Source organism: Luteimonas notoginsengisoli (assembly GCF_042648885.1).
In the GTDB taxonomy this organism is placed as follows: domain Bacteria; phylum Pseudomonadota; class Gammaproteobacteria; order Xanthomonadales; family Xanthomonadaceae; genus Luteimonas; species Luteimonas notoginsengisoli.
Map to the genome: position 1 here is coordinate 883,452 of NZ_JBHRYF010000008.1, position 26,260 is coordinate 909,711.

Below are 26,260 nucleotides of genomic sequence, written 5' to 3' on the forward strand. Positions count from 1 at the left end.
CCAGCGTATCCGCGAGGACCCATGACGTCAGCGCGGTTTGGCCGGCAGCGGGAATGGCGTCACCACGCGCTCGCCCGATTCGGCGTCGCGGATCGCCGACTGCCCCTTCTTCTCCACTTCCTCCACCCGCACGATGCTCTGCATCGGCAGGTGCAGCACGCGGGTGTTGCCGAACTCGGCCTGCAGCCGCTCCTCGGTGGGATCGACCACCACGCCGCCGTGCACGTCGAACACCAGCTCGCCGACTTCGGTGAAGCCCCAGATCCCGCTGGCCGCCACGTGCCGCGCATACAGCTCGTAGACCTTGCCGTGGTTGTGGAAGACGATCTTGTACAGGGGCTTGGCCATGGCGGAATTGTAAGGCCTCAATATCCCTTCAGTTTCCGCAGCCGCCGCGCGATGCCGCGGCGCGCAAGCAGCGCGAACACGATGCCGAATGCGAAGCCGGAAATGTGCGCGGCCCAGGCGACCGCGCCGAAGGCCGGGCCGATGTAGGCGAACACCACCTGCAGCAGCGCCCAGATCCCGATCAGCAGGGACGCCGGCGCGCGCACGAATTCCAGGAACAGCCCCAGCGGAAGCACCACGCCCAGGCGTGCGTTGGGGAACAGCGCCAGGTAGGCGCCGATCACCGCCGAGACCGCGCCGCTGGCGCCGATGATCAGGCGGTCCGGCGTGCCGATCGCCAGCACCGCGACGAAATTCGCGAAGCAGCCACCGACCAGGAACAGCAGCAGGAAGCGCCACGGGCCCATCACCCGCTCGGCCGGCAGGCCGAAGATCAGCAGGAACACCAGGTTGCCCAGCAGGTGCGCCCAGTCGGCGTGCAGGAACAGCGCGGTGAGCAGGCGCAGCCAGTGCTCGCCGTCGGCCCAGGACCGCAGGATGTCCTCCGGGAGCTGGCCGCCGCTGAGCGCGGCCCATTCGAGCAGCAGCGCCCGCTGCTGCCCGCCTGGCCGGGTGCTCGCCCACAGGAAGGCCAGCCACAGCACCGCCACCAGGGTCGGCGTGGCCCAGCGCAGCTGGTGGCGCTGGCGGGTGGGGATGGAGACGAACATCGGCGGGTCCAGTGGCGGCAGCCGGGGCCACGATAACCGGTTGGCCGCAGCGCGCCACGCTTGACGTGGACGCTTGCGCACCCGTCCACACGCCACGGTATAGTGCCTCCGCGTCGTCGGTCGGGAGGGGGCTTCCGGCAGAACTGGCCAGGGCGGGGGACATCGCCCATGCCACGCGGCGTCACCCGAAAAACCTGCCTACGGAGAGAGACCCAGCAATGCAGACCCAACCTCGCCTCATCCAGATTTCCGCCCTCGCGCTCGGCATTGCCGGCGCCATGGCCTTCAGCCAGGCCCATGCGGCCGCGTTCCTGCTGAAGGAAAACAGCGTCAAGGCCCAGGGCCGCTCGATGGCCGGCGCGGCATCGGCCAAGGGCGATGCCTCGGTCGTCGCCAACAACCCGGCGGTGATGTCGACCTTCGACAAGAACACCTTCCAGGCCGACATGACCGCGATCGACCTGTCGTTCAAGTTCACCGGCGGCGGCAGCGCCGCGGCCGGTTCGCCGCTCGCGCAGCCGCTGACCGGCGGCAACGGCGGTGACGCCGGCGGCCTGAACGCCGTCCCGGCGATGTCGTTCATCGCGCCGCTGAGCGGCCAGTTCGAGTACGTCACCCTCGGCGCCATGATCAGCGCGCCGTTCGGCCTGAAGACCGAATACGACGAGGACTGGGTCGGCCGCTACCACGCGATCAAGTCGGACGTGAAGATCATCGACCTGACCCTGGCCGCGTCGCTCGACCTGAGCGATCGCTTCTCGGTCGGCGCCGGGCTGATCTACGAGCACTCCGACGTGACGCTGTCCAACGCCATCGACTTCGGCAGCGGCATCTGCGCCAATCCGCAGACCCAGCCGCTGTGCTTCATGCCCAATCCGGTGACCGGCCCGTACGGCCCGCAGAAGCAGGACGGCAAGGTCTCGGTCAACGGCACCGACAACAGCTTCGGCTGGATCTTCGGCATGAACTGGCGCCCGACCGACAACCTGTCGTTCGGTTACTCGCATCGTTCCGAGGTCGACCATGAAGTCCGCGGCAGCGCCGACTTCACCGTGCCGGGCACGGCGCCGTTCCTCACCAGTGGCGGCGCGTACGTCGACACCGGTGCGGGCGCGAAGCTGACCCTGCCCAGCACCGATACCTTCAGCGCCACCTGGGACGTCAACGAGAAGCTGGCGCTGATGGCCGAGGCTTCGCTGGCCGGCTGGGACTCGCTGAAGGAGATCCGCATCGAGTTCGACAACCCGGTGCAGGCCGACTCGGCGGAGAACTACAGCTGGAAGGACAGCTGGTTCTACTCGATCGGCGCGGAGTACAAGTTGAACGAGCGCTGGACGCTGCGCGGCGGCGTCGCCCGCGACGACTCGCCGGTCAGCCTGCCGCACCGCACCCCGCGCATGCCCGACCAGGATCGCCAGTGGTACTCGATCGGCGCGACCTGGGCGGCGAGCGACAACTTCGACATCACCGCCAGCTATTCGCGCATCCAGCTGGTCGATACCCCGGTGGTGGGCATCGCCTCGTCGAGCGGTTCGTACATCAGCGGCGAGTACGACGGCGGCGCCGACAACTACGGTATCTCGGCGCAGTTCCGCTTCTGATCACATGCATGACGAAAAAACCCCGCTTCGGCGGGGTTTTTTTTGGCCCCGTGCGCGAAGGAAATTGCCGGGAACACGTCAACCAGGGGCGTTCGCTCGTTCCGGCCCGCCGGAGCATGGCGGCCGGTTCGCTCGTACGCGACGCGGGCGAGCTTGTGGCCGCCATCCATGGCCCAACCTCCGGGGCTTCGGCGCCCGGCCCGGCTATCCATGACCGGGCGTTCGCGAACGCGGTTGATGCCGATAGGGCATCAACCAGGCGCGTTCACTCACCCAGCGTCAGCAGGGAGGCGTTGCCACCGGCCGCGGTGGTGTTGATCGACACGGTCTTTTCGGTGGCGAAGCGCGGCAGGTAGTGCGGGCCGCCGGCCTTAGGGCCGGTGCCCGACAGTTTCTGGCCGCCGAACGGCTGCACGCCGACTACCGCGCCGATCTGGTTGCGGTTGACGTAGACGTTGCCGACGTTGGCGCGCGCCACGATGCGTTCGATGGTTTCGTCGATGCGCGAGTGGATGCCGAGCGTGAGGCCGTAGCCGGTGTCGTTGATCGCGTCGATGACCTGGTCCAGCTCGGTGGCCTTCCAGCGGATCACGTGCAGCGCGGGGCCGAAGTTCTCGCGGGTCAGCTGCGACAGCGACTGCAACTCCCACGCGCGCGGGGCGAAGAAGGTGCCGTGCTCGGTGCCCGGGCCGAGCTGCGCCTCGGCGATCAGGCGCGCCGCGCCCTGCATGCGCTGCGCATGCTCGTCCAGCAGGCACTTGGCGTCGGTGTCGATCACCGGGCCAACGTCGGTCGACAGCAGGCCGGGATCGCCGACGGTCAACTCGGCCATGGCGCCGGCGAGCATGCCGATGACCTTATCGGCGATGTCCTCCTGAACGAACAGCACGCGCGCTGCCGAGCAGCGCTGGCCGGCGGAGGTGAAGGCCGAGGCCAGCGCGTCCTTGACCAGCTGTTCGGGCAGGGCCGACGAATCGGCGATCAGCGCGTTCTGGCCGCCGGTCTCCGCGATCAGCACGCCGATCGCCGCGTCGCGCGCGGCCAACGCGCGATTGATCGCGCGCGCGGTGTCGGTGGAACCGGTGAAGGCGACGCCGGCCACGCGCGGGTCGGCGGTGAGCGCGGCGCCCACGGTCGCGCCGTCGCCGGGGACGAACTGCAGCACCGCTTCGGGCACGCCGGCCTCGTGCATCAGTTTGATCGCGTGGTAGCCGATCAGGTTGGTCTGTTCGGCGGGCTTGGCGATCACCGCGTTGCCGGCGGCGAGCGCGGCCGCGATCTGGCCGCTGAAGATCGCCAGCGGGAAATTCCACGGACTGATGCACACGAACACGCCGCGGCCGGCGAGTTGCAGGGTGTTGGATTCGCCGGTCGGGCCCGGCAACGCGTCGACCGTGAACTGCTGTCGCGCTTGCCCGGCGTAGTAGCGCAGGAAATCGACCGCCTCGCGCACTTCGGCGACGCCGTCGGGGATGGTCTTGCCGGCTTCGCGGGTGCACAGCGCGATGTACTGCGGCATGCGCTGTTCCATGAGGTCGGCGGCGTGTTCGAGGATCGCGGCGCGCGAGGCGGCCGGGGTGCGGTCCCAGGCCGGCTGCGCGGCGACGGCGTTGTGCAGGGCGCGATCCACGGTGGCGCCATCGGCGGCCTGCCACTGGCCGACCGTCTGGCGGCGGTCGGCGGGATTGGTCACCGCGATGTCGGGGCCGGACACGCTGGCGCCCGGCACCAGCGGCGTCGCGCGCCAGGGTCCGGTGGCGGCGGCATTGACCTGTTCGGCCAGCGCGCGCAGTTGATCGTCGTTGGCGAGGTTGGCGCCCATGGAGTTGGTCCTTTCAGCATGTGGTTCCGCCACCTGGCTGCGATACAGATCGGCCGGCAGCGGAATGCGCGGATGCGGGATGTCGTCGAACGCGGCCACCGTCTCGACCGGGTCGCGCACCAGGTCGTCGATGGCGATGTCCTCGTCGGTGATGCGGTTGACGAAGCTGGAGTTGGCGCCGTTTTCCAGCAGCCGGCGCACCAGGTAGGGCAGCAGGTCCTCGTGCGATCCGACCGGCGCGTAGACGCGGCAGGGCACGTCGAGGCGATCGGCGGGAATGACTTCGGCGTACAGGTCATCGCCCATGCCGTGCAGCTTCTGGAACTCGTAGCCCTTGGTCTTCCCGTTCCCGTTCGGGAGCAGCGAAGACGCCATGCGGTGGATCGCGGCGATGGTCTGCGCGTTGTGGGTGGCGAACATCGGATAGATCGCGTCGGTCGCCATGAGCAGCCGCCGCGCGTTGGCCTGGTAGGACACGTCTGTGTTCGGTTTGCGGGTGAACACCGGGTAGCCGCGCAGGCCATCGACCTGGGCGCGCTTGACCTCGCTGTCCCAGTACGCGCCCTTGACCAGGCGTACCGGGATCCGGCGGCCATGGCGGCGGGCGAGGTCGGCGATCCAGTCGATCACGAAGGGCGCGCGCTTCTGGTACGCCTGGACCACGATGCCGAAGCCGTTCCAGCCCGCGAGCGAGGGATCCGACCACGCGGCCTCGATCACGTCCAGCGACAGCTCCAGGCGATCGGCTTCCTCCGCGTCGATGGTCATGCCGATCCGATACCGCCTCGCGCGCTGCGCCAGGTCGAGCAGACGCGGCGCGAGTTCGGCCAGCACCCGGGCGCGCTTGGCGTGCTCGTAGCGCGGGTGCAGCGCCGACAGCTTGACCGAGATCGACGGCGCGGTGATCTCGTCCTCGAACTGGCCGCTGCGGCCGATGGCGTCGATCGCGCTGCGATAGGCCTCGAGGTAGCGGTCGGCGTCGTGCTGGGTCAGCGCGGCTTCGCCGAGCATGTCGTACGAATAGCGGTAGGCGGCGTTGGCGCCCTTGCGCGAGCGCGCCAGCGCCTCGGAGATGGTCCGGCCCATCACGAACTGGTGGCCCATGATCCGCATCGCCTGGCGCACGGCCAGCCGGATCACCGGCTCGCCGACGCGCCCGACCAGGCGCTTGAAGGCGTTGTGCACGTCCCGGCGGGTGTCGTCGGCCAGGTCGACCAGGTGTCCGGTCAGCATCAGGCCCCAGGTGGAGGCGTTGACCAGCACTGAGTCCGACTGGCCCATGTGGCGTTTCCAGTCAGCCTCCCCGAGCTTGTCGCGGATCAGGCGGTCGGCCGTGCCCTGGTCGGGGATGCGCAGCAGCGCCTCGGCCACGCACATCAGCAGCACGCCTTCCTCGCTGCCCAGGTCGTACTGGCGCATGAAGGCCTCGATCGCGCCCTGGTCCGCGGCGCGGGCGCGGACCCGGTGCACCAGGTCGGCCGCCGTGGCCTGGATCGCGGCCCGATCCGCGTCGCCCCATGCCGGATGCGGCTGGCGCGCCTGCGCCAGCATTTCGCGCACATGTTCAGTTTCATCGCGGCTCCAGGCCGCGGTGATGGCCGCGCGCAGCGAAGCCGGCAGCGGCGGAAGCTCTGGAGACAGGATGGTGGTCACGGGGCACCCGGGCACGTAAGGCCGGCGATTCTAGGCTTTGCGCGCGTGCGCGAACAGCGGGCAGGGCCCGACAAGGGCGCCGCGCCGGCCACCGTTGCTTGCCCGCAAACGCCCCTCGCAGCTACCATTTGTAGGTTATCCGCAGCTCGCCACTGTTCCTGCGCACGTTTACTGGCCCTTGGTGGCCGCGTGCGGGATCGGTCGCGTACTCGCCAGCCATGACGCCAACGAGGCATTCGGGGTTCGATGTGATGCAAGCCGGTCAGCTGAAACAAATGCGCACCAAGCGGTGGGCCATGCTCCGATTCGGGGCGGGTCTGGGCATGCTCGGGTTGTCCGCCAGCGCGTCCGCGCAGTCCGCCGACCCGGTGGAATGGCAGCTCAACATGGGCCGTGGCGTAACCACGCTGTCCAACCATGCCTACGACGCCCACATGATGGCGCTGTGGATCTGTGTCGGCATCGGCGTAGTGGTGTTCGCGGCGATGGCCTACGCGATCTTCGCCTTCCGCAAGTCCAAGGGCGCGGTGGCCGCCACGTTCACCCACAACACCACCGCCGAGGTCATCTGGACGATCATCCCGGTGCTGCTGCTGATCGGCATGTCCTGGCCGGCCACGACCAAGCTGATCGCGATGTACGACACCCGCGATTCGGAGATGACGGTCAAGGTCACCGGCTACCAGTGGATGTGGAAGTACGACTACCTGGGCGAGGACGTGGCCTTCACCAGCCGCCTCGCCCGCGACAGCGACCGGATCCGCCAGAGCGGCGAACGCCCCAGTGCGGAATCCGATCCGCATTACCTGCTCGAAGTCGACAACATGCTGGTGCTGCCGGTCGACACCAAGGTCCGCTTCGTGATCACCGCAGACGACGTCATCCACTCCTGGTGGGTACCGGCGCTCGGCTGGAAGCAGGATGCGATCCCCGGCATCGTCAACGAGGCCTGGGCCGACATCCAGGAGCCCGGCATCTACCGCGGCCAGTGCGCCGAGCTGTGCGGCAAGGACCATGGCTTCATGCCGATCGTGGTCAAGGCCGTGTCGAAGGCCGAGTACCGCCAGTGGCTGGCGGCGCAGAAGGCCGGCGCCGCGCCGGCTCCGGCCGGCGCGCCCGCGGCTGCACCGGTCGAACCGGCGCCCGCGCCCGAACCGACCGAAGCCGCCCCCGCGACCGCGCAGACGGACCCGCAGCCCGCCGCCATCCCGGCAGGCTGACCGGACGCACGTCCGCCGTAACCACACGCTGACAGACAAGCACACCCGAGGTAGGCAGCACATGTCCACGTATCCCGCAGCCGCAGACGGCTCCCAGGTCCACGACGACCACGGCCACAAGCAGAGTTTCGTCGACCGTTGGTTCTTCTCGACCAACCACAAGGACATCGGCACGCTCTACCTGCTCTTCAGCTTCACGATGGCCATCATCGGCGCGGCGTTCTCGGTGGTGATCCGCAGCGAGCTGGCGATCCCCGGCCTGCAGTTGGTCGATCCGGAATTCTTCAACCAGATGACCACCATGCATGCGCTGGTGATGATCTTCGGCGCGATCATGCCGGCCTTCGTGGGCCTGGGTAATTGGATGATCCCGCTGCAGGTCGGCGCGCCGGACATGGCGCTGCCGCGCATGAACAACTGGTCGTTCTGGATCCTGCCGTTCGCTTTCATCATGCTGTTGGGCACGCTGTTCCTGCCCGGCGGCGCGCCCGCCGGCGGCTGGACCATGTACCCGCCGCTGATGCTGCAGGGCGGCGCCAACGTCGCGTTCACCATCTTCGCCGTGCACATGATGGGCATCAGCTCGATCATGGGCGCGATCAACATCATCGCCACCGTGCTCAACATGCGCGCGCCGGGGATGGACCTGCTGAAGATGCCGCTGTTCACCTGGAGCTGGCTGATCACCGCCTTCCTGCTGATCGCGGTGATGCCGGTGCTCGCCGGCGCGGTGACCATGCTGCTGACCGACAAGTTCTTCGGCACCAGCTTCTTCAACGCGGCCGGCGGCGGCGACCCGGTGATGTACCAGCACATCTTCTGGTTCTTCGGGCACCCCGAGGTCTACATCATGATCCTGCCGGCGTTCGGCATCGTCAGCGAGATCATCCCGACGTTCTCGCGCAAGCCGCTGTTCGGCTACCAGGCGATGGTCTACGCGCTGGCCTCGATCGCGTTCCTGAGCTTCATCGTCTGGGCCCACCACATGTTCGCCGTGGGCATGCCGCTGGGCGGCGAGATCTACTTCATGTTCGCGACCATGCTGATCTCGGTGCCCACGGGCGTGAAGATCTTCAATTGGGTCAGCACGATGTGGAAGGGCTCGCTGTCGTTCGAGACGCCGATGCTGTGGTCGCTGGCGTTCGTGGTGCTGTTCGCCATCGGCGGCTTCTCCGGCCTGATGCTGGCGATCGTGCCGGCCGACTTCCAGTACCACGACACCTACTTCGTGGTCGCGCACTTCCATTACGTGCTGGTGACCGGCGCGCTGTTCGCGATCATCGCGGCGATCTACTACTGGTGGCCCAAGTGGACCGGCCGCATGTACAGCGAGTTCTGGGGCAAGTTCCACTTCTGGTGGACGATCGTGTTCGTCAACCTGGTGTTCTTCCCGCAGCACTTCCTGGGCCTGGCCGGCATGCCGCGCCGCATCCCGGACTACAACGTGGTGTTCGCCGACTGGAACCTGGTCAGCTCGATCGGCGCGTTCGGCATGTTCGTCACGCCGTTCCTGATGTTCGCGATCCTGTGGCACTCCAAGCGCCATGGCGCGTTGGCCACCGATCGCGTCTGGGAAGGGGCCAAGGGCCTGGAATGGACGGTGCCGTCGCCGGCGCCGCACCACACCTTCACCGTGCCGCCGGTGATCCGCGACGGCGACCTGGCGCACGGCGACATCACCCACTGAGATCGTGACGAGCGACCTGGCCATGACGTCCCCCGACCATCGCAGTGACGCCTCGCGCCGGTACGGCGTGCGCCGCACCGCGCTGGTGGTGGCTGCGATCGCCGCGGTGATCTACATCGGCTTCATCCTCAGCGGGGTGCTGGCGACATGAGCGCTCCGGGCGACAGGCGCAATGGCCGCGGCGCGGCCAAGATGGTGGGCGTGGCGATCGCCGCGTTCGCGTTCACCTTCTCGCTGGTGCCGATGTACCGGATCGCCTGCGAGAAGGTGTTCGGCATCCGGGTCGAGCAGTCGGCCATCGGTGGCGATCGCACCGCCGCGCTCGAAGCGCGCAAGTCGGACCGCGTGATCACGGTCCAGTTCGATGGCGGCGTGAACTCGAAGTTGCCGTGGTCGTTCCGTCCCGAGCAGACCAGCATGCAGGTTCGCCCGGGGCAGCAGTACGACACCATGTTCTACGCTCGCAACGACGGCGAGCGCGCCATCGTCGGCAACGCGGTGCCTTCGATCGCGCCCGCGCGCGCGTCGGGCTATTTCAGCAAGACCGAGTGCTTCTGCTTCACCGCGCAGACGCTGGCGGCGGGCGAAGCACGCGACATGCCGGTCCGCTTCATCGTCGCGCCGGACCTGCCCGACAACGTCAATACCATCACGCTGTCCTACACGTTCTTCAAGAACAACGAGTTGACCGCCCAGCTCGAGGCGCCGAGCGGTTCGGCCGTCGGCTCGCGCGCGGCACCCTGACGACACCACCGGTTCGAGACGGAAGACCACCATGGCCCAAGCCCACACCCACGATCCCAACGCCTATTTCGTGCCGCACAGCAGCCGCTGGCCGGTGTTCGCGTCGGTCGCGCTGTTCATCACCATGTACGGGCTGGCCAGCTGGTTCAACGAAGCCAGCTACGGCAAGACGATGTTCTTCGTCGGCATCGCCGGGATGATCGCGATCCTGTTCAAGTGGTTCGCCGACGTGATCCTCGAGTCGATCTCCGGCTACTACAACAAGCAGGTCGACACCTCGTTCCGCATGGGCATGGTGTGGTTCATCTTTTCCGAGGTGATGTTCTTCGGCGCGTTCTTCGGCGCGCTGTTCTATGCCCGCCAGTACGCGCTGCCGTGGCTGGGCGGTACCGGCGACGGCGTGATGACCAATGCGCTGCTGTGGGACGGCTTCAGCGCGGCTTGGCCGAGCAGCGGTCCCGGCCAGGTCGGCGGCCACTTCCAGACCATCCCCGCCTGGGGCCTGCCGCTGCTCAACACCCTCATCCTGCTGACTTCGGGCGTCACGGTCACCATCGCGCACCACGCGCTGAAGGCCGGCCATCGCACGCAGCTGCTGGTCTTCCTGGGCCTGACCGTGCTGCTGGGCTGCACGTTCCTGTTCTTCCAGGTCGAGGAGTACATGCATGCCTACACGGAGCTCAACCTGACCCTGGGCTCGGGCATCTACGGTTCGACGTTCTTCATGCTGACCGGCTTCCACGGCGCGCACGTGACCCTGGGCACGATCATGCTGGCGATCATCTGGCTGCGCTGCGCCAAGGGCCACTTCAGCAAGGACGACCACTTCGCGTTCGAGGCGGTGGCCTGGTACTGGCATTTCGTCGACGTGGTGTGGCTGGGCCTGTTCCTGTTCGTCTACGTGCTGTAGCCCGTCACGACCAGCCTGCAACCGTTGCGATGTGGTGGTGACCGGCGATTCGCGATGCGAAAGGCCAGCAGCGAAAAAGCGACGGCCCGCCGTCGCTTTTTCGTCTGGTGAAGCGCTTTGCCTGCAGCCTCGAGTGGCAACGGTCAGGGACTTCTTCCTACCCCGTGCGGCGTGATCCACCCCATCCAGATCGCCAGGGCAACGAGCAGGATCAGGGCGACCGACAGCGCGATGCGCCGGGTCAGCGCGTTCACGGTGCGCTTGGTCTGCCCCTTGTCGACCAGCATGTAATACAGGCCCGCGCCGAGGTTCCACAGGATGACCAGCAGGAAAGCCACGATCAGCAGCGTTTTCAGCGAATCGTTCATGTGCATCTCCGGGTCCGTCGCGGCGGGCGTGTGAACGGATTATCGCAGGCGCGAAGGCGACAAGCGTGAGCGCGGTGCGCAGCATCGTCGGCTGGTGGCTGCTGGCACTGCTGGTGGCGGCCGGACTGGGCGCGCTCGGTGCCTGGCAACTCGACCGCATGCACCGCAAGCAGGCAATGCTCGACGCCGTGCAGCAGGTCCTGGCGCAGCGGACCGCGCAGCCGCTGGCGATTGCCAGCGACCCCGGCCGCAAGCGCGACTACGACTGGGCGGCGGGTTCGGGCACGTTCGCCGATGCGCCGGCCGTGCTGCTCGACAACCAGCAGCGCGACGATCGCCCCGGCGTTCGCATCTATCGCGTATTCCAGCCGTCCGCGCCGGGTGCGGCGCCCCTGCTGGTCGAACTGGGGTGGCTGCCGTTGCCAGGCGACCGCAGCTTGCCCGACGTGCCGCGCCCCATGGGAGAGCGCCGTCTGGCCGGCCTGCTCGCGCCGCCGCCTTCGCACGGGATCCTCGCCGCGGTGGCCACGCCGCAGCCCGGTGGGCAGGTGCTCGCCACGGGGCTCGATGCCGACGGCCTGCGCGACCGGCTGGGCCAGCCGCAGCTGGCGGCGCGGATCCTGAAGCTCGATCCCGCCGACCCGCTGGGCTATGCGCGCGACCTCGACGTGCTGCCCAATACCCTGCCACCCGAACGCCATCTGGGCTACGCGGTGCAGTGGTTCGCACTGGCGGCGGCGGTACTGGCAATCGCGCTGTTGCTCACCTTCCGCAAACGAAAACCGGACCAGACCACGCCATGAACGACCAGACCCGCAACAAGCGCAACCGGCTGACGTTGCTCGCGGTCGTCGCGATCTTCCTCGGCGGCATGCTGGTCGCCGGTGCGCTGCGCTTCTCCGGGTGGCAGCCTTCGGGAATGAAGAACCATGGCGAGCTGCTGCAGCCCCCGGCCGACCTGCGCGATGTCGGACTGCGCCTCGAGAGCGGAGGCGAATACGCATGGAAGCCGCAGGAGCGCCGTTGGCGCGTGCTGGTCGCGCCGCCGGCCGACTGCGGCGATCCGTGCCGCGAAATCGCCCGCGAACTGGACCTGGTCTGGCGGCTGTTCGGCAACAAGGCCGATGAGCTCGATCTCCTCTGGCTCGGCGCGCCGCCCGCGGACGCGACGCGCAATGCGGCCACGCGCGTGCTGCGTGCCGATCCAGCGGCGCGCGCGAAGCTGCCGCGTGTCGACGATCCGGCGGGCGTGCCGGTCTACGTGGTCGACCCGAACGGCTTCGTCATTCTGCGTTACGCTCCCGGCTTCGACCCGGGTGGACTGCGCGCGGACGTGGCGAAGCTGCTGAGACTGATGTGATGGCTTGCGCATGAACGTGGGTACCAAGACCTCCCCCGCCGCGATCGCCTACGCCAAGCCGACGCTGTATCGCCACTTCCATCGCATTGCGTGGCTGGCGGTGGCGCTCGCACTGGGCGTGATCGTGTTCGGCGCCTTCGTGCGCCTGTCCAACGCTGGCCTGAGCTGCCCCGACTGGCCGACCTGCTACGGCCGCGCGTCGTGGCCCACGGCGACCAGCCAGGGCCTCGCCGACCACGCCGCCACCGCGATCCGCCCGGTGGAGATCCACAAGGCGTGGCGCGAGCAGCTGCACCGCATGATCGCCGGCGGGCTTGGCGTGCTGGTGCTGGTGCTGGCGCTGCTGGCGGCGCGCAAGCGCAGGCATGGCGTGCTGCAGGTGGCGGCGGCCGCTGTGCTGGTCGCGCTGGCCATCCCCTTGTACATGCGCGGCATGCACGTCGCGGCGTCGGCGCTGGCGATCGCCGGCGAGGCGGTCCTGCTGTTCGCCGCGCTGCGCTGGTCCAACGTCGACCTCGCGCGCACCGCCGCGCTGACCCTGGCGGTGATCATCTTCCAGGCGCTGCTCGGCATGTGGACGGTGACCTGGCTGCTCAAGCCGATCGTGGTGATGGGACACCTGCTCGGCGGGCTCACCACGTTCGCGCTGCTGACGTGGATGGCATGGCGTGCGACGCATTCGCCGATCCGGCTGGTCGACGCGCTGGCGCTGCGGCGCTGGGTGATCGTGGTGCTCGCGCTGCTGGCGGTGCAGATCGCGCTCGGCGGGTGGACCAGCGCCAACTACGCCGCGCTCGCGTGCGCCAACGATTTTCCGAAGTGCGTGGGCCGGTGGTGGCCGCCGCACGATTTCCGCGAGGGCTTCGTGCTCTGGCGCGGGATCGGCGTGGATTACGAGGGCGGCGTGCTCGACGGCGCCTCGCGCATCGCGATCCAGCTGGCGCACCGGATGATGGCGGTGGTGGCGTTCACTGCGCTGGTCGCGCTGGCGCTACGGCTGCTGCGCACGCCGGGCCTGCGTGGCTGGGCGGTCCTGCTGGCCCTGCTGGCCTGCACCCAGGTCGCGCTCGGCATCGCCAACGTCAAGCTGTCGCTGCCGCTGGACGTGGCCGTGGCGCACAACGCCGGCGCGGTGCTGTTGCTGTTCGTGCTGGTGTCGCTGCTGGCGCGGCTGCGGGCGGTGGACTGATGAAGGGCATCGCCGGCCAGTACTGGGAGCTGACCAAGCCACGCGTGGTGTCGCTGATCGTGTTCACCGCAGTGGTCGGCATGTTCCTCGCGCGGCCCGGCCTGCCGCCGCTGCGCGAGAGCGTGTTCGGGCTGCTCGGCATCTGGCTGGCCGCGGCGTCGGCCGCCGCGATCAATCACCTGATCGACCAGCGCATCGACAAGGTGATGGTGCGCACCGCCAACCGGCCACTGGCGACCGGCACGCTGCGCCCGGCCCAGGTGCTGGCGTTCGCGGTGTTCCTGGGCGCGGCGTCGATGACGATCCTGATCGCGCTGGTCAATCCGCTCACCGCGGCGCTCACCTTCGCCTCGCTGATCGGCTACGCGATCGTCTACACCGGGTTCCTCAAGCGCGCGACGCCGCAGAACATCGTCATCGGCGGCATTGCCGGCGCCGCGCCGCCGCTGCTGGGCTGGGCGGCGGTGACCAACATGCAGGGCCCGTGGGACTGGGCGTACGCCTGGCTGCTGGTGCTGATCGTGTTCGTGTGGACGCCGCCGCACTTCTGGGCGCTGGCGATCTTCCGCCGCGCCGACTATGCGCGCGCGTTGGTGCCGATGCTGCCGGTGACCCACGGCGTCGAGTACACGCGCTGGCAGATCCTGCTCTATACCGTGCTGCTGTTCGTGGTGACGATGCTGCCGGCGATCGCCGGCATGAGCGGCTGGTTCTACCTCGGCGGCGCGATCGTGCTGGGGGTGATGTTCCTGTGGTACGCGTGGAAGCTGATGGATCCGCCGGACGAGTTCTTCGCCATGCGCGTGTTCAACTATTCGGTGGTGTACCTGATGGCGCTGTTCGCGTTCCTGCTGGTCGACCACTGGCTGATGCCATGGCTGCAGCCGGCAGCGGCGCTGCAGTTCGTGCCGACCTGAATCGCGGAGCCGTCCCGGCTTCTTGTGGGAGCGGCTTCAGCCGCGAGCTTCTGATCCGGGACTTCTTCTTTCGTCATCCCCGAGTGCCTGGGCGGGGATCCATGGACGTTTGCCGGAGCGTGAAAGGCTCGCGGCTGAAGCCGCTCCCACAAGGGCAGCGTTCGCAGGAGGGCCGATCCACCAACGCGTCGACCCGCCAATCGCCACAGTCAATAAGCTCGCGGCTTCCGCCGCTCCTGCAACGATCGTCCAACGTGCGCGCGCGATCCTGGCGCGAGGTCAGCGCATGCTGGCAGCGAGCAGCGCGCGCAGTTCGGATTTGTCCTGCTCGTCGAGTCCGCCGTCGCGCTGCTTGGCCTGCAGCTCGTCGATGCGCTGCTGCAGCACCTGGCGATCGATCTGCGCCATGGTGTCGAGGAACTCGTCGTGCCAGCGGGCCTCGTCGCCCGGCATCTCGTGGCTGGCGAGCTTCTGCAGCGCCGGGGCTTCGTCGCGATCGGCGAAGTGCTCCAGCAGCGCGCCGGTGGCGATGTCCGGGCGCGCGCTGACCAGTGCGACCAGTTCGGTGAGCAGTTCCACGCCGGGCTGGCGCAGGGCCACGAAGCGGTAGGGCGGCGACAGTTGCAGTGCCAGCGCCGGCTTCTGCAGCAGCAGCGCGATGGCGCTGCGCACCAGGCTGCGCCGTGGCGCCGGCACCGCGGGCGACCGGTGCGCGCGCTGCGCCGGCACGTGGGTGGTGGGTGCGCTCTCGCGCGCGCCCACGCCGGTGAGTTCGGTCAGGCGCTGCCGCATCAGGTCGCCGAAGGCCCCGTCAGGGATCTGCGCGAGCATCGGCTTGGCGCGTTCGGCCAGCCGCGCCTTGCCGTCGAGCGTGGCCAGGTTGACGTCGGCGGCCAGCGAGTCGAACAGGAACTGCGACAGCGGCGTGGCCTGCTGCAACCGCGCGTCGAAGCCCGGCGCGCCCTCGGCGCGCACCAGCGTGTCCGGGTCCTCGCCTTCGGGCAGGAACAGGAAGAACGCCTGGCGGCCGTCGCGCATCCGCGGCAGCACCGATTCCATCGCCCGCGTGGCCGCCTTGCGCCCGGCGTTGTCGCCATCGAAGCAGAAATACACGTCCGGCGCGTTGCGGAACAGCAGTTCGGCGTGGTCGGGCGTGGTGGCGGTGCCGAGCGTGGCGACCGCCTGGGTCACGCCGTGCTCGAACAGCGCCACCACGTCCATGTAGCCCTCGACCACGATCAGCCGCTCGATCCGCGAGTTGGCCTGGCGCACCTGCCACAGCCCGTACAGCTCGCGCCCCTTGTGGAACAGCGCGGTCTCGGGCGAGTTGAGGTACTTGGGCGACGCGTCCGCGTCGAGCACGCGGCCACCGAACGCGATCGGACGGCCGCGACGATCGTGGATCGGGAACATCACCCGGTCGCGGAACTTGTCATAGACGTTGCCCTTGTCGTTCTTGGAGAACAGGCCCACGCGCTCGAGCAGGTTCATCCGCCGCGCATCGGTGCCGAGCGCATCGCGCAGCGCGGAAAAGCCGTCGGGCGCGTAGCCGACCGCGAACTGGGCGCGGATGCGCTCATCGACCCCGCGACGGTCCAGGTAGGCGCGCGCCTTGTCGCTGGAGGCCAGCTGTTTCTGGAAGAACTGCGTGGCGGCTTCCAGCGCCGCGAACAGCTCCTTCGCGTCCGAATTCTCGTTGTGCTGCCGCGTCTCGCGCGGTACCTCGATGCCGGCCCGCCGCGCGAGATCGTCGACCGCGTCGAGGAACTCGAGCCGGTCGTAGTTCATCAGGAACGAGATCGCGGTGCCGTGCGCGCCGCAGCCGAAGCAGTGGTAGAACTGCTTGACCGGCGAGACCGTGAACGACGGCGAGCGCTCGTCGTGGAACGGGCAGCGCGCCGAATACTCCTTGCCCTGCCGCTTCAGCGGCACGCGCGCGTTGATGACCTCGACGATGTCCGTGCGGGCCAGGAGATCATCGATGAAGGCGTCGGACAAACGCGCCATCTCAGCAGGCCCCCAGTGATCCGGCGATTGCGCCGGCAGGTCGAATGCCGCCGCGCGCCGCGCGCCGACCCGCACCGGGAGGGGTGTTCTCGGGCGCGGGATCGTCGACGAAGGCGTGGGGCAGGCGGGCCATGCGCCATGATCGCATTACGCCGCCCCGCGGACGCGCTCAGCCTGGCGGGACGGCCGGTTCACGCGCGCCGCCGAAGCGCTCGTCGATCACGGCCGTGATCAGTGCGCCAATGAAGAACACCACCGCGGCGTAGTACATCCACACCAGCAGCAGCACCAGGGTGCCCATCGAGCCGTAGGCGCTGCCCGGCGCCGCTTCGGCCAGGTACAGGCCGATCGCCCAGCGCCCGAGCACGAACAACCCGGCGGTGAGCACGCCGCCGGCGAAGGCCTGGCGCCAGTGCACGCGGCGGTCGGGCAGGTAGTGGTAGAGCAGGGCGAAGGCCAGCGAGTACAGCGCCAGCGAAGTCGCGTTGCCGAGCACCGGCAGGATCGAAGGCAGCCGCGCGAACACCACCTGCAGCACGGTGCTGAGGGTCATCGACACCAGCAGCAGGAAGCCCAGCGCCAGCACCACGCCGAACGACAGCACCCGCTTGCGCAGCCATGGCCACAGGCCGCCGGCCAGCTGGCGCGAATCGCTGCGGAAGATCAGGTTGAGCGCGGTCTGCAGCCGGGCGAACACGATCGTCGCGCTGACGAACAGCAGCGCCGTGCTCCAGATCCCGGCCAGCGAGCCGATGTCGGGCTGTCGTTCGGCGTTGGCGATCACGGTTTGCGCCACGTCCTGCGCGCCGCGGCCGGCGAGGTCGGCCATCTGCTCGACCAGGGCGTCCTGCGCCGAGGGATACAGCGAGGCGGCAAGCCACAGCAGCAGCACCAGCAGCGGCGCCAGCGAGAGCAGGGTGTAGAACGACAGTGCAGCGGCGTGGGTCAGCAGGTCGGCCTCGCTGAACCGGCGCGCGAGCGCAACCGGGAGGCTTTGCTGCAGCCGCGCGACGAGCGGCTGGAATCGGGAGGGAATGCGCATGCCCCGAGGATAGGGGGCGGGTGTGCAGGGAATGTCCAGCCGGGCGGCGCGTGCCGTGCATGCTCCGGCGGGGCGCGGTATGGACACCGAGACCGCACAAGGATGACGCGCGCGGCTTGCGGCAACCGGGACGGAACGGCTGCCGGGGCGGTCGGACCGGTCGCAGCCTATGGTGGCGCTGCCAGCGCGACCGCTCCGCGATCGCGCGCCCAGCGTTGCCGTCTCAGCCGGCGGTCAGGCGTTCCTTCACCAGCGCCGACACCTGGCCCATGTCGGCCTGCCCGGCGAGCTTCGGCTTGAGCACGCCCATCAGCTTGCCCATGTCCGCCGCGCCGGTCGCACCGGTCTGGGCGATGGCGTCGTCGATGGCGGCCAGGATCTCGGCCTCGCCCAGCTTCTCCGGCAGGTAGTGCTCGATCACCACGATCTCGTCGCGCTCGATCGCGGCCAGGTCCTCGCGGCTGGCGGCCTCGTACTGGCTGACCGAATCCTTGCGCTGCTTGACCATCTTTTCGAGCACCGCGAGCACGGCAGCGTCATCGAGCTCGATGCGCTCGTCCACCTCGCGCTGCTTGATCGCGGCGTTGACCAGGCGGATCACGCCCAGGCGCTGCTTGTCGCCGGATTTCATCGCGGCCTTCATGTCGTCGACGAGTTGCTGCTTGAGGGTCATCGGGATCTCCGTGGAGTGGCGGGGCCGTTCGCGCGCAGCGCGTGGGCGGGAAAGTCCGTGGGAGCGGCTTCAGCCGCGAACTTCTAGTGTGGTGCGGTACGGCCAGGAGCTCGCGGCTGAAGCCGCTCCCGCAAGACACCTTCGGCGACCCGGTGCGCTGCAAGACAAAAAGCCGGCGACGCTTGCGCGTGCCGGCTTCGTGGATCTCCTGCTGCGGCGCGCCGGGCGCGCGCGCGGAAGAATCCGCGCCTGCCTCAGTAGAGGCGCTGGCGCTTGGTGACGTCGCGCGAGGTGCGGCGCGCCTGGCGCTTCACGGCGGCGGCGGCCTTGCGCTTGCGCTCCTGGGTCGGCTTTTCGTAGTACTCGCGCTTGCGGGTTTCGGCCAGCACGCCAGCCTTCTCGCAGGTGCGCTTGAAGCGGCGCAGGGCAAACTCGAAAGGCTCGTTTTCGCGGACTTTGACGCTGGGCATAGGAATCTCTGTGGGTTGGAAGCCCCGGCCGGAAGGCCGCGAGCCCGCGCGAGGGACCGCGCATGTCGCCGGATTCCCTCCGGCGAGCCGCGTATGATAGCGGCCTGCCCCTCGGGCGCGCAACCGCAGCCGGCTGCCCGGGGTAGCCCGGGCCTCGACCTGGCAGGACGCTGGGTGACCAGGCCGCGCCGCACCCATCAAGGCGCGATGCCAGACCGGCGTGGCTCGGGATTCACCCGCGGACCAAGCGCCCGGTCCCCGCTTTCGTGGGAATGGCGAGCAAGCCGGGGCTTCGTACCAAGGCCCATGATCGAGCGCCGGCCAGTGCAACCTCAGCCCCAGCCGGGTCCCTTTCGCCCCCAGCCCCAGCCCCCAGCCCAAGCCTCCAGCCCCCATGAAAATCCTCGGCATCGAATCCAGCTGCGACGAAACCGGCGTTGCCGTCTACGACACCGCCCTGGCCGGCGCCGCGGGCCTGCGCGCCCACGCGGTCTACAGCCAGATCGCCCTGCACGCCGAGTACGGCGGGGTGGTCCCCGAGCTGGCCAGCCGCGACCACGTCCGCAAGCTCCTGCCGCTGATCCGCCAGACCCTGGCCGAGGCGGGGCTGGGCGTGGGCGACCTCGACGGCGTGGCCTACACCGCCGGCCCCGGCCTGGTCGGCGCGCTGCTGGTTGGCGCCGGCGTGGCGCGCTCGCTGGCGTGGGCGCTGGACCTGCCGGCGATCGGCGTCCATCACATGGAAGGCCACCTGCTGGCGCCGCTGATGGAGGATGACCCGCCCGAGCCTCCGTTTGTCGCCCTGCTGGTCTCCGGCGGCCACACCCAGCTGGTCGCGGTGGACGCGATCGGCAGCTACCGGCTGCTCGGCGAAACCCTCGACGACGCCGCCGGCGAGGCCTTCGACAAGACGGCGAAGATGATGGGCCTGCCGTATCCGGGCGGCCCGCAGCTGGCGAGGCTGGCCGAGGACGGCGCGCCGGGCAGGTACAGGTTTTCGCGGCCGATGACCGACCGCCCCGGGCTCGACTTCAGTTTCAGCGGCCTGAAGACCCAGGTGCTGCTGGCCTGGCAGGGCAGCGACCGGGCCGACCAGACCCGCGCCGACATCGCGCGCGGCTTCGAGGACGCGGTGGTCGATACGCTGGCGATCAAATGCCAACGCGCGCTGGATGCCGCCGGCTGCGACTTGCTGGTGGTCGCCGGCGGCGTCGGCGCGAACAAGCGCCTGCGCGCGAAGCTGCAGGCGATGTGCGAGGCCCGAGGCGGCCGCGCGTGCTTCCCGCGCCCGGCGCTGTGCACCGACAATGGCGCGATGATCGCCTTTGCCGGCGCACTGCGGCTGCAGGCCGGCCAGCGCGACGACGCCGCGGTGCGCGCGACGCCGCGGTGGGACATGGCAACGCTGCCCGCTGTTGGCCTCCCCCTTTGAAAAAGGGGGATTGAGGGGGATTTGCTCTTGCTGTTGTCTCGGGATGCAGAGCAAGGGCAAATCCCCCATACCCCCTTTTTCAAAGGGGGCAAAGGCAGGATCTCCGCCAGTCGCCAGTCGCCAGTCGCCAGTCGCCATCCCCAATCCCCAATCCCAATCCCCAATCCCCAATCCCCAATCGCGGCTCTTCAAATGGACACCGTCTTCATCGAAACCCTCGAAGTCGAAGCCCTGATCGGCATCTACGACTGGGAGCGACGCATCCGCCAGCCGCTGCTGTTCGACATCGAGATGCAGTTCGACAACCGCGTGCCCGCGGCCAGCGACGACATCGCCGACACGCTGGACTACAAGGCGGTGAGCAAGCGGGTGAGCGACTACGTGTCGCAGTCGGAATTCGGGCTGGTGGAAACGCTGGCCGAGCGCGTGGCGGCGATCATCCTCGCGGAATTCGCCGTCGCGCATGTGCGCCTGAAGCTCGCCAAGCCCGGAGCCGTGCGCGGCGCGCGCGCGGTCGGGGTGATCATCGAGCGGGCAGCCGCTACCCTGTAGCGCATGCCCGATTTCATCGATTCGAACCTCGTGCGGCCGCTGGGCGGCATTCCCTACGCCTCCATGGTCGTGGGCCTGCTGGCGGTGGCGCTGGTCGCCTGGATCGCCAACTGGCTGACCCGCGGCGTGCTGCTGGCGGTGGTCGGGCGCCTGGCCAAGGCGTCGCCGAGCAAATGGGACGACGCGATCCTGGGGCACCACGTGCTGGCGCGCCTGGCGAACGTGGTGCCGGCGCTGGTCGTGTCCGGCGGCATCGCCCTGGTGCCCGACGCTCCGGCGTGGCTGGTCGTGGTGGTGCGCAACGTCGCGCTCGCGTACGTGGCGCTCACGGTAGCCATGGCGATCGGCAACCTGCTCAACGCGCTCAACGCCATCTACGAGCAGACCAGCCGCCACGCCGTGCGACGTCCGATCAAGGGCTACCTGCAGCTGCTGAAGATCGCCGTCTACATCATCGCCGGGGTGTTGATCATCGCTTCCCTGGCCGGCCGTTCGCCGCTGGTGCTGCTGACCGGCCTGGGCGCGATGACCGCGGTGCTGATGCTGGTGTTCAAGGACACGATCCTGTCGCTGGTCGCGTCGGTCCAGCTCTCCAGCAACGACATGCTGCGCGTTGGCGACTGGATCGAAATGCCCGCGCAGAATGCCGACGGCGACGTGATCGACATCAGCCTGCACACGGTGAAGGTGCAGAACTGGGACAAGACGATCAGCACCATCCCGACCTGGAAGCTGATCAGCGAGAGCTATCGCAACTGGCGCGGGATGAGCGACTTCGGCGGGCGCAGGATCAAGCGCGCGCTGCTGATCGACCAGACCTCGGTGCGGTTCCTGCAGCCGGAAGAGCGCGAGAACCTGCGCAGGATCGCGCTGATCGACGGTTACCTCGACAAGCAGCGCGAAGAACTCGCCCAGTACAACGCGCAGCTCGAGGCGGCGGGCAAGGATCCGGTCAACAATCGCCGCGCCACCAACCTCGGCACCTTCCGCGCCTACATGACCGCCTACCTGCGCTCGCATCCCGGCGTGGCGCAGGACATGACCCTGATGGTGCGCCAGCTCGATCCCACGCCGACCGGCCTGCCGCTGCAGGTGTACTGCTTTTCCGCCGACGTGAACTGGGTGCCGTACGAGAACCTCGCCGGCGACATCTTCGACCACCTGCTGGCGGTGCTGCCGGAGTTCGGGCTGCGGATCTTCCAGCAGCCCAGCGGCGCGGAGCTGAGCACGGCGCTGGCAGGCCTGCGCACCGCGCCGGACGCGGGCAACGCGACCGTTCGCGCGACGGGCGGCTGATCGCGTGATGGAACGCGCCTGCCTGAGCCTGGGCAGCAATCTCGCACCGGAGGCCAACCTGCGTTCGGCGATCGCCGCATTGCGCGCGTGTTTCGGCCAGGTGCGCGTGTCGACCGTGTACCGCACGCGGGCGGTGGGCTTCGACGGCGCCGACTTCCTCAACGCCGCCGCGGTGGTGGAGACCGACCTCGAACCCGAGGCGCTGGACGCTTGGCTGCATTCGATCGAGGACGCGCACGGCCGCGACCGCAGCGCGCCGCGTTTTGGCGACCGCACGCTGGACATCGACCTGGTGCTGCATGGCGACCGGATCGTCGAAGGCCCGGGGCATCTGCGCGTGCCGCGCGACGAGTTGCGCCATGCCTTCGTGCTGCGGCCGCTGGCCGAGATCGCGCCGGACGTGGTCGAGCCGCGCAGCGGACGCACGCTGGCGCGGCTGTGGGCGGAGTCACCCGAGCGCGACGTGGCGATGGAGGCGGTGCGGGGTTTCGACGTCGGCTAGCGGAGCCCACTTCGGCTCCGGAAGGAGCGGCTTCAGCCGCGAGCTTTCTCTACTGGTCGTGAAGCAAGAGCTCGCGGCTGAAGCCGCTCCCACGACAGCGCGGTGCTGTCCCACCGCCGCTTTGGACGCCTCCTGGAGCGGTGACTTCCGGCGCTTGCGCGTGCCGCGCGCGCATCCCACGATGGCGGCGTCACCCCGGGGAGGCAGGCACATGTTCGAGAGACTTTCGCGCAGCTGGGCACTGGTCAAGGCGAGCGCCGCGGTGCTGCGTTCGGACAAGGAGTTGATGCTGTTCCCGATCCTCTCCGGCGCCGCCACGCTGGTGGTGCTGGCGACGTTCCTGCTGCCGATGTTCGCCCTGCGGATCTTCGCCGACGGCTTCGGCGTGGGCGGCGCGGTGTTCGGGTTCCTGTTCTACTTCTGCCAGTACACGGTGATCATCTTCTTCAACTGCGCCCTGGTCGGCGCGGCGATGATCCGCCTCGAGGGCGGCGACCCGACGCTGCGCGACGGCCTCGACGCGGCGAAATCGCGGCTGCCTTCGATCCTCGGCTATGCCGCGATCTCGGCCACCGTCGGCGTGTTGCTGCAGGCGATGAAGCACAAGGACAACATCCTGATCCGCCTGCTCGGCAGCGGCTTGGGCGTGGCCTGGACGCTGGCGACCTTCCTGGTGGTGCCGGTGCTGGTGAGCCGCGACATCGGCCCGATCGACGCACTCAAGCAGAGCGTGGGCCTGCTCCGGCGGACCTGGGGCGAAAATGCGATCGGCAACGTCGGCATCGGTGCGGCATTCGGGCTGATCACCTTCGCCGTGGTGCTGGTCGGCGTGGCACTGGTGGTGCTGGCCGCGCAGGCGTCGGTCGCGCTGGCGATCGCGGTGGGCATCGTGGTCGCGATCGGCGTGCTGCTGCTCGGGATCTACCAGGCGGCGCTGACCGGCATCTACTCGGCGGCGCTGTACCGCTACGCGGTGTCGAACGAGACGCCGGCGGCATTCCGCAACGTGGCGCTGTCGCAGGCGTTCGCGCCGAAGGCCTGACCTGCCTGCCTCATCCGGCACGCCCGCGAGCGGGCACTTGGCCCGATGCGTTGCGCTGGGGAAAGCCGAAGTCGGCTTGCACGGCAGCGGACATCGCGCGCAGCGGCCCGCGGCTGCGTGGAGCGCGGTCAGGCTTCCAGCAGCCGGCCGCCGTCGAGCCGCAGTACCTGTCCGGTGCAGTAGCTTGCCTCGCGCAGCAGCCAGCGCACGGCTTCGGCCACCTCTTCCGGGGTGCCGGTGCGGCCCAGCGGGGTGCGTGCCAGCAGGGCGGCGCGACGCGCGGCATCGTCTGCGTCCGAGGCGGGCAGCTCCGGCCACAGGATCGCGCCCGGGGCGATCGCGTTGACGCGCACGTCCGGCGCGAGTTCAAGCGCCAGCGACCGGGTGGCCATCACCAGCGCCGCTTTGGCCATGGAGTAGACGGCATGGTCGCGCAGCGGCCGTTCGGCGTGGATGTCGACCATGTTCACGATCGCCCCGCGCGCCGCAGCCAGATGCGGCGCAGCCGCCTGGGCGAGGAAGAACGGCGCGCGCGCATTGCTGGCGAACAGCGCGTCCCACTGCGCCGGAGTCACCTCGCCCAGTGGGGTGGGCTGGAAGCCCGACGCGTTGTTCACCAGCGCATCGAGACGGCCGAAGCGGCCGACGGTTCGCGCGACCAGTTCGGGCAGGCGGTCGAATTCGGCCAGATCGGCCTGCAGGGTAAGCACGCTGCCGCTGCGCGCGGCTTCCAGCGCGGCGGCCAGCGGCTGCATGTCCGCGGCCGAATGCCGGTAGTGGAGCGCCAGGTCGTAGCCGTGGGCGTGCAGGCCGCGCGCGATCGCGGCGCCGAGGCGGCGCGCGGCGCCGGTGACCAGGGCGACGGGACGGGAAGATGCGCTCATGACGGCACACCATAGCGCAGGGCCGGTCGGCGGGCGGGCGAAGCGGCAATCGCGACGATGTTCCGTGCCGATCCCGCCATCGCGGCGGCGCGTCCGGCCGCTGACAACCGCGACTGCCCTTGTTCCCGACAACTGCGACCACAGGGCGGCCGCGGTTCCGTATCCTGTCGTGCGGTCGCACAGGAATTCCAATGCCAAGCTCGCCCCCGGACGCCGACGCCCTCGCGCACAGCGCGCACCTGCAGGCACTGATCCGCGAGCAGATCGCCGCGGCCGGCGGCGCGATCCCGTTCTCGCGTTTCATGGAGCTCGCGCTGTATGCGCCCGGCCTGGGTTACTACAGCGCCGGTGCCACCAAGTTCGGCCGCGCCGGCGACTTCGTCACCGCCCCCGAGCTCGGCTCGCTGTTCGCGCAGTGCGTGGCCGAGGCGGTCGCCCCGGTGCTGCGGCAGATCGGCGAGTCGGCGACGTTCCTCGAGATCGGCGGCGGCAGCGGCGCCTTCGCCGAGCACGCGATCAAGCAGCTGATGGCGATCGACGCGATGCCCGCGCGCTACGCCATCCTCGAGCCGAGCGCCGACCTGCGCGAGCGCCAGCGCGAGCGGCTGCAGCGCAAGCTCACGCCGCTGGTGTTCGCCTGCGTGGAGTGGCTCGATGGCCCGCTGCAGGCGCCCTGGAACGGTGTGTTGTTCGCCAACGAGGTGATCGACGCACTGCCCACGCCGCGCTTCAGCCTGCGCGACGGCGAGGTGTTCGAGGAACACGTGGCGCTCGCCGGCGACGGCGGGTTCGTCCGCATCGACCGTCCCGCCGATCCGATGCTGTCGGCGGCGGTGCGCCACGTCGAGCGCGAACTCGGCGCGCCGCTGCCCGACGGCTATCGCTCCGAACTGCTGCCGCAGCTGCCGTACTGGCTGCAGGCGGTGGCCGGTGGCCTCGAGGCGGGCGCGATGCTGTTCGTCGACTACGGTCATCCCCGGCGCGAGTACTACGCGCGCGAGCGCGGCGACGGCACGCTGCGCGCCTTCCATCGCCATCGCGTCAGCAACGACGTGTTCGCGCACCCGGGGCTGCAGGACATCACCGCCTCGGTCGACTTCACCGCGCTGGCCGAGGCGGGGACCGGCGCGGGCTTCGACTTCGCCGGCTATTGCTCGCAGGCCAGCCTGCTGATCGGCAATGGCCTGGCACAGCACCTGGCCGCGCAGGAAAGCCGCGCCCCCGACGAAGCAGCGCGCTATGCGCTGCGCCAGCAGGCCAAGCAGCTGACCCTGCCCGGGGCGATGGGCGAACGTTTCCAGGCGATGGGCTTCGCGCGCGGAGTGGAGTTCGGCGCCGCGTTCCTGGCCGGCGACCTGAGCTTCCGGCTGTGACCGGCGCCCGCGCGCTCAAGCCGCTGCGCCATCCGCGTGCGTGGCTGGCGCTGTGGTGGCTGGCCGTGGCGCTGGTTTTCGTCGTGTGCCTGCTGCCGGCGCCCGACCTGCCGACCGTGCCCCACGGCTTCGACAAGGTCGAGCACTTCCTCGCCTTCTTCCTGCTCTCGGCCAGCGCGGTACAGCTTTATGCGACGCCGCGCGCGCTGTGGCGTGCGGCGCTGGGCCTGCTGGCACTCGGGATCGCGATCGAGTTGGCGCAATTCGCGTTCACCGCCAGCCGCTCGATGGATCCGCGCGACGTGCTGGCCGATGCGCTGGGCGTGGCAGCGGGAGCCGCGATCGCGCTGACGCCGCTGCGCGACCTGCTGCTGCGCATCGAGGCGCGGCTGTTCGCGCGGTGACTCCTGATCTTGGGTCATCCTGGATCTTGTGGGAGCGGCTTCAGCCGCGAGCTC

The 26,260-nt window shown here is 69.2% G+C and carries 26 protein-coding genes; 17 read left to right on the forward strand and 9 right to left on the reverse strand.

Going from position 1 to position 26,260, the window contains the following annotated elements; translation table 11 throughout:
* Nucleotides 1-27: 27 nt before the first annotated feature.
* Nucleotides 28-348: a DUF1820 family protein gene (locus ACFOM9_RS11840; protein ID WP_386710760.1), complete on the reverse strand. Its 321-nt coding sequence runs from the start codon at nt 346-348 to the stop codon at nt 28-30.
* A 17-nt stretch (nt 349-365) separates the two neighbouring features.
* Complete coding sequence (locus ACFOM9_RS11845) at nt 366-1,058, reverse strand: rhomboid family intramembrane serine protease (RefSeq protein WP_386710763.1); 693 nt, start codon at nt 1,056-1,058, stop codon at nt 366-368.
* A gap of 218 nt (nt 1,059-1,276) precedes the next feature.
* On the opposite strand from ACFOM9_RS11845, the gene ACFOM9_RS11850 reads away from it, so the two are divergent.
* The gene (locus ACFOM9_RS11850) at nt 1,277-2,659 is read left to right on the forward strand and encodes an OmpP1/FadL family transporter (RefSeq protein ID WP_386710766.1); all 1,383 of its coding nucleotides are present in this window, start codon (nt 1,277-1,279) and stop codon (nt 2,657-2,659) included.
* A 265-nt stretch (nt 2,660-2,924) separates the two neighbouring features.
* Here ACFOM9_RS11850 and putA read toward each other — a convergent pair whose 3' ends face one another.
* On the reverse strand, nt 2,925-6,125 hold the full coding sequence (gene putA, locus ACFOM9_RS11855) for a bifunctional proline dehydrogenase/L-glutamate gamma-semialdehyde dehydrogenase PutA (protein ID WP_386711063.1): 3,201 nt from the start codon (nt 6,123-6,125) through the stop codon (nt 2,925-2,927).
* A gap of 305 nt (nt 6,126-6,430) precedes the next feature.
* On the opposite strand from putA, the gene coxB reads away from it, so the two are divergent.
* The 5 genes from coxB to ACFOM9_RS11880 all read left to right on the forward strand — a co-directional run bounded on the left by coxB (nt 6,431) and on the right by ACFOM9_RS11880 (nt 10,695).
* Nucleotides 6,431-7,354, forward strand: coding sequence for a cytochrome c oxidase subunit II (coxB, locus tag ACFOM9_RS11860; protein WP_386710769.1), 924 nt, complete (start codon nt 6,431-6,433; stop codon nt 7,352-7,354).
* A 61-nt stretch (nt 7,355-7,415) separates the two neighbouring features.
* Nucleotides 7,416-9,041, forward strand: a complete 1,626-nt coding sequence (ctaD, locus tag ACFOM9_RS11865; RefSeq protein ID WP_386710772.1) for a cytochrome c oxidase subunit I — start codon at nt 7,416-7,418, stop codon at nt 9,039-9,041.
* Between the two features lie 4 nt (nt 9,042-9,045).
* On the forward strand, nt 9,046-9,192 hold the full coding sequence (locus ACFOM9_RS11870) for a hypothetical protein (protein ID WP_386710775.1): 147 nt from the start codon (nt 9,046-9,048) through the stop codon (nt 9,190-9,192).
* Nucleotides 9,189-9,785, forward strand: coding sequence for a cytochrome c oxidase assembly protein (locus ACFOM9_RS11875; protein ID WP_386710777.1), 597 nt, complete (start codon nt 9,189-9,191; stop codon nt 9,783-9,785). The genes ACFOM9_RS11870 and ACFOM9_RS11875 overlap by 4 nt, the downstream gene beginning before the upstream one ends.
* Nucleotides 9,786-9,816: 31 nt before the next feature.
* Nucleotides 9,817-10,695, forward strand: a complete 879-nt coding sequence (locus ACFOM9_RS11880) for a cytochrome c oxidase subunit 3 (RefSeq protein ID WP_386710780.1) — start codon at nt 9,817-9,819, stop codon at nt 10,693-10,695.
* A gap of 143 nt (nt 10,696-10,838) precedes the next feature.
* Here the strand turns inward: ACFOM9_RS11880 and ACFOM9_RS11885 are convergent, their stop codons facing one another.
* A complete protein-coding gene (locus ACFOM9_RS11885; protein ID WP_386710783.1) occupies nt 10,839-11,063 on the reverse strand; it encodes a twin transmembrane helix small protein in 225 nt (74 codons plus the stop codon).
* 65 nt (nt 11,064-11,128) lie between these two features.
* On the opposite strand from ACFOM9_RS11885, the gene ACFOM9_RS11890 reads away from it, so the two are divergent.
* The 4 genes from ACFOM9_RS11890 to cyoE are packed head-to-tail and all read left to right on the forward strand — an operon-like array spanning nt 11,129 to nt 14,529.
* A complete protein-coding gene (locus tag ACFOM9_RS11890) occupies nt 11,129-11,866 on the forward strand; it encodes an SURF1 family protein (RefSeq protein ID WP_386710786.1) in 738 nt (245 codons plus the stop codon).
* Nucleotides 11,863-12,423: a hypothetical protein gene (locus ACFOM9_RS11895; protein ID WP_386710789.1), complete on the forward strand. Its 561-nt coding sequence runs from the start codon at nt 11,863-11,865 to the stop codon at nt 12,421-12,423. The genes ACFOM9_RS11890 and ACFOM9_RS11895 overlap by 4 nt, the downstream gene beginning before the upstream one ends.
* A gap of 10 nt (nt 12,424-12,433) precedes the next feature.
* A complete protein-coding gene (locus ACFOM9_RS11900) occupies nt 12,434-13,612 on the forward strand; it encodes a COX15/CtaA family protein (protein WP_386710792.1) in 1,179 nt (392 codons plus the stop codon).
* On the forward strand, nt 13,612-14,529 hold the full coding sequence (cyoE, locus tag ACFOM9_RS11905; protein WP_386710795.1) for a heme o synthase: 918 nt from the start codon (nt 13,612-13,614) through the stop codon (nt 14,527-14,529). Before ACFOM9_RS11900 ends, cyoE begins: the two co-directional genes overlap by 1 nt.
* Before the next feature lie 279 nt (nt 14,530-14,808).
* Here the strand turns inward: cyoE and dnaG are convergent, their stop codons facing one another.
* The 4 genes from dnaG to rpsU all read right to left on the reverse strand — a co-directional run bounded on the left by dnaG (nt 14,809) and on the right by rpsU (nt 18,721).
* Nucleotides 14,809-16,536: a DNA primase gene (dnaG, locus tag ACFOM9_RS11910; RefSeq protein ID WP_386710798.1), complete on the reverse strand. Its 1,728-nt coding sequence runs from the start codon at nt 16,534-16,536 to the stop codon at nt 14,809-14,811.
* A 169-nt stretch (nt 16,537-16,705) separates the two neighbouring features.
* Entirely contained in the window at nt 16,706-17,578 is an 873-nt protein-coding gene (locus ACFOM9_RS11915) for a YihY/virulence factor BrkB family protein (protein WP_386710801.1), read from the reverse strand.
* Nucleotides 17,579-17,801: 223 nt separating this feature from the next.
* Nucleotides 17,802-18,251 carry a GatB/YqeY domain-containing protein gene (locus ACFOM9_RS11920; protein WP_386710804.1) on the reverse strand — a complete coding sequence of 150 codons (450 nt, stop codon included), beginning with the start codon at nt 18,249-18,251 and terminating at the stop codon, nt 17,802-17,804.
* A 254-nt stretch (nt 18,252-18,505) separates the two neighbouring features.
* On the reverse strand, nt 18,506-18,721 hold the full coding sequence (gene rpsU / locus ACFOM9_RS11925) for a 30S ribosomal protein S21 (protein ID WP_027069919.1): 216 nt from the start codon (nt 18,719-18,721) through the stop codon (nt 18,506-18,508).
* 394 nt (nt 18,722-19,115) lie between these two features.
* On the opposite strand from rpsU, the gene tsaD reads away from it, so the two are divergent.
* The 5 genes from tsaD (at nt 19,116) to ACFOM9_RS11950 (ending at nt 23,545) form a co-directional block, all read left to right on the forward strand.
* The gene (tsaD, locus tag ACFOM9_RS11930) at nt 19,116-20,153 is read left to right on the forward strand and encodes a tRNA (adenosine(37)-N6)-threonylcarbamoyltransferase complex transferase subunit TsaD (RefSeq protein ID WP_386710807.1); all 1,038 of its coding nucleotides are present in this window, start codon (nt 19,116-19,118) and stop codon (nt 20,151-20,153) included.
* A 192-nt stretch (nt 20,154-20,345) separates the two neighbouring features.
* Complete coding sequence (folB, locus tag ACFOM9_RS11935) at nt 20,346-20,705, forward strand: dihydroneopterin aldolase (RefSeq protein ID WP_386710810.1); 360 nt, start codon at nt 20,346-20,348, stop codon at nt 20,703-20,705.
* Between the two features lie 3 nt (nt 20,706-20,708).
* Nucleotides 20,709-22,001, forward strand: a complete 1,293-nt coding sequence (locus ACFOM9_RS11940; RefSeq protein WP_386710813.1) for a mechanosensitive ion channel family protein — start codon at nt 20,709-20,711, stop codon at nt 21,999-22,001.
* A 7-nt stretch (nt 22,002-22,008) separates the two neighbouring features.
* On the forward strand, nt 22,009-22,503 hold the full coding sequence (folK, locus tag ACFOM9_RS11945) for a 2-amino-4-hydroxy-6-hydroxymethyldihydropteridine diphosphokinase (RefSeq protein ID WP_386710816.1): 495 nt from the start codon (nt 22,009-22,011) through the stop codon (nt 22,501-22,503).
* Nucleotides 22,504-22,714: 211 nt separating this feature from the next.
* The gene (locus ACFOM9_RS11950) at nt 22,715-23,545 is read left to right on the forward strand and encodes a DUF6159 family protein (protein WP_386710819.1); all 831 of its coding nucleotides are present in this window, start codon (nt 22,715-22,717) and stop codon (nt 23,543-23,545) included.
* Nucleotides 23,546-23,673: 128 nt separating this feature from the next.
* Here the strand turns inward: ACFOM9_RS11950 and ACFOM9_RS11955 are convergent, their stop codons facing one another.
* Nucleotides 23,674-24,429: a pteridine reductase gene (locus tag ACFOM9_RS11955; protein WP_386710822.1), complete on the reverse strand. Its 756-nt coding sequence runs from the start codon at nt 24,427-24,429 to the stop codon at nt 23,674-23,676.
* 191 nt (nt 24,430-24,620) lie between these two features.
* On the opposite strand from ACFOM9_RS11955, the gene ACFOM9_RS11960 reads away from it, so the two are divergent.
* Nucleotides 24,621-25,802: a class I SAM-dependent methyltransferase gene (locus ACFOM9_RS11960; RefSeq protein ID WP_386710825.1), complete on the forward strand. Its 1,182-nt coding sequence runs from the start codon at nt 24,621-24,623 to the stop codon at nt 25,800-25,802.
* Nucleotides 25,799-26,206: a VanZ family protein gene (locus tag ACFOM9_RS11965; RefSeq protein ID WP_386710828.1), complete on the forward strand. Its 408-nt coding sequence runs from the start codon at nt 25,799-25,801 to the stop codon at nt 26,204-26,206. The genes ACFOM9_RS11960 and ACFOM9_RS11965 overlap by 4 nt, the downstream gene beginning before the upstream one ends.
* Nucleotides 26,207-26,260 lie beyond the last annotated feature (54 nt).

Excerpts from the sequence above, each read along its gene's own strand:
- ACFOM9_RS11840 (WP_386710760.1), bottom strand. The coding sequence starts at position 348 with ATGGCCAAGCCCCTGTACAAGATCGTCTTCCACAACCACGGCAAGGTC.
- ACFOM9_RS11845 (WP_386710763.1), bottom strand. The coding sequence starts at position 1,058 with ATGTTCGTCTCCATCCCCACCCGCCAGCGCCACCAGCTGCGCTGGGCC.
- ACFOM9_RS11850 (WP_386710766.1), top strand. The coding sequence starts at position 1,277 with ATGCAGACCCAACCTCGCCTCATCCAGATTTCCGCCCTCGCGCTCGGC.
- coxB (WP_386710769.1), top strand. The coding sequence starts at position 6,431 with ATGCTCCGATTCGGGGCGGGTCTGGGCATGCTCGGGTTGTCCGCCAGC.
- ctaD (WP_386710772.1), top strand. The coding sequence starts at position 7,416 with ATGTCCACGTATCCCGCAGCCGCAGACGGCTCCCAGGTCCACGACGAC.
- ACFOM9_RS11875 (WP_386710777.1), top strand. The coding sequence starts at position 9,189 with ATGAGCGCTCCGGGCGACAGGCGCAATGGCCGCGGCGCGGCCAAGATG.
- ACFOM9_RS11880 (WP_386710780.1), top strand. The coding sequence starts at position 9,817 with ATGGCCCAAGCCCACACCCACGATCCCAACGCCTATTTCGTGCCGCAC.
- ACFOM9_RS11885 (WP_386710783.1), bottom strand. The coding sequence starts at position 11,063 with ATGAACGATTCGCTGAAAACGCTGCTGATCGTGGCTTTCCTGCTGGTC.
- ACFOM9_RS11895 (WP_386710789.1), top strand. The coding sequence starts at position 11,863 with ATGAACGACCAGACCCGCAACAAGCGCAACCGGCTGACGTTGCTCGCG.
- ACFOM9_RS11900 (WP_386710792.1), top strand. The coding sequence starts at position 12,434 with ATGAACGTGGGTACCAAGACCTCCCCCGCCGCGATCGCCTACGCCAAG.
- cyoE (WP_386710795.1), top strand. The coding sequence starts at position 13,612 with ATGAAGGGCATCGCCGGCCAGTACTGGGAGCTGACCAAGCCACGCGTG.
- dnaG (WP_386710798.1), bottom strand. The coding sequence starts at position 16,536 with ATGGCGCGTTTGTCCGACGCCTTCATCGATGATCTCCTGGCCCGCACG.
- ACFOM9_RS11915 (WP_386710801.1), bottom strand. The coding sequence starts at position 17,578 with ATGCGCATTCCCTCCCGATTCCAGCCGCTCGTCGCGCGGCTGCAGCAA.
- ACFOM9_RS11920 (WP_386710804.1), bottom strand. The coding sequence starts at position 18,251 with ATGACCCTCAAGCAGCAACTCGTCGACGACATGAAGGCCGCGATGAAA.
- rpsU (WP_027069919.1), bottom strand. The coding sequence starts at position 18,721 with ATGCCCAGCGTCAAAGTCCGCGAAAACGAGCCTTTCGAGTTTGCCCTG.
- tsaD (WP_386710807.1), top strand. The coding sequence starts at position 19,116 with ATGAAAATCCTCGGCATCGAATCCAGCTGCGACGAAACCGGCGTTGCC.
- folB (WP_386710810.1), top strand. The coding sequence starts at position 20,346 with ATGGACACCGTCTTCATCGAAACCCTCGAAGTCGAAGCCCTGATCGGC.
- ACFOM9_RS11940 (WP_386710813.1), top strand. The coding sequence starts at position 20,709 with ATGCCCGATTTCATCGATTCGAACCTCGTGCGGCCGCTGGGCGGCATT.
- folK (WP_386710816.1), top strand. The coding sequence starts at position 22,009 with ATGGAACGCGCCTGCCTGAGCCTGGGCAGCAATCTCGCACCGGAGGCC.
- ACFOM9_RS11950 (WP_386710819.1), top strand. The coding sequence starts at position 22,715 with ATGTTCGAGAGACTTTCGCGCAGCTGGGCACTGGTCAAGGCGAGCGCC.
- ACFOM9_RS11955 (WP_386710822.1), bottom strand. The coding sequence starts at position 24,429 with ATGAGCGCATCTTCCCGTCCCGTCGCCCTGGTCACCGGCGCCGCGCGC.
- ACFOM9_RS11960 (WP_386710825.1), top strand. The coding sequence starts at position 24,621 with ATGCCAAGCTCGCCCCCGGACGCCGACGCCCTCGCGCACAGCGCGCAC.